Source organism: Vibrio sp. D173a (genome assembly GCF_030248475.1).
In genome coordinates this window covers 1-820 of record NZ_JAHGAH010001104.1, presented here as the reverse complement: position 1 = coordinate 820, position 820 = coordinate 1, and the positions used below count along the sequence as shown (strand labels likewise).

1 protein-coding gene is annotated in these 820 nt (G+C 39.1%); it reads left to right on the top strand.

Annotated elements, in window-relative coordinates; translation table 11 throughout:
- Positions 1-294 (top strand): FCD domain-containing protein (locus KIV40_RS31605; protein WP_285353264.1); only part of this gene is annotated, 294 nt, incomplete at its 5' end.
- Between the last annotated feature and the right edge of the window lie 526 nt (positions 295-820).

Sequence of the window (820 nt, the reverse complement as noted above, 5' to 3'; positions counted from 1 at the left end):
CATATTAAACTTGCTGAAATGGCAGAAAACGCGCCGCTACTGGCTTTCCAACGTAGCTTAGTTTCACAAACCTCCCTGTTGATCGCCCAGTACGAAACAGGTACTCATTCAAACTGTTCTCAAGACGAACACGAGCAGTTACTTGATGCCATCGAATCCGGTGATGAAGAGCAAGCGGTTGATTTGATGCGTGAACACTTGAGCCATATTCGCTCTAAGCTCAACCTAGACAGCAGCACCGCCTCTAGCGATCTTCATGTGGTTTTCTCTGATCTTCTTAAGAGTAAGTCCTAGTTCGAACGCTTGCTGAACAAGTTAAAATCCTCTTTAAAAGCGAGTTCTACACTCGCTTTTTTCATGCCTGAAGCCAAAGGTCATACTCTCTCACAACTCATTTTCTGTACTTTTTGTTCGCTTTCCTATCGAATTTTGCCCCACAGCCACGACCGAATATTCACCAAAACCCTCCAATTATCCAAACATTATTTGTATACATAGAAGTAAATTCATTCACCCTGTTAAATCCTCAATTTCCAAATTTACTCAATTAAAAACAACGAATTAGAATCAAAAAATTATTGTATACAATCTTACCAAAACCCCTTTGTTGCATTTTTGTAAATAAATAGTTGACCACAGGGTCAGGATGGATAATTATTGACCAAGAAGTCAAAAAAATTACACATGGAATATGTCGATATACAAGGAGGTCTCTTGATTACTTTTTTGCTCAATCAGGAAATAAGACACGAAGACAATCTGTCGCCGAATATGACTGTACTTAATTACCTACGTACTAACGTCAAGAAGACAGGTACCA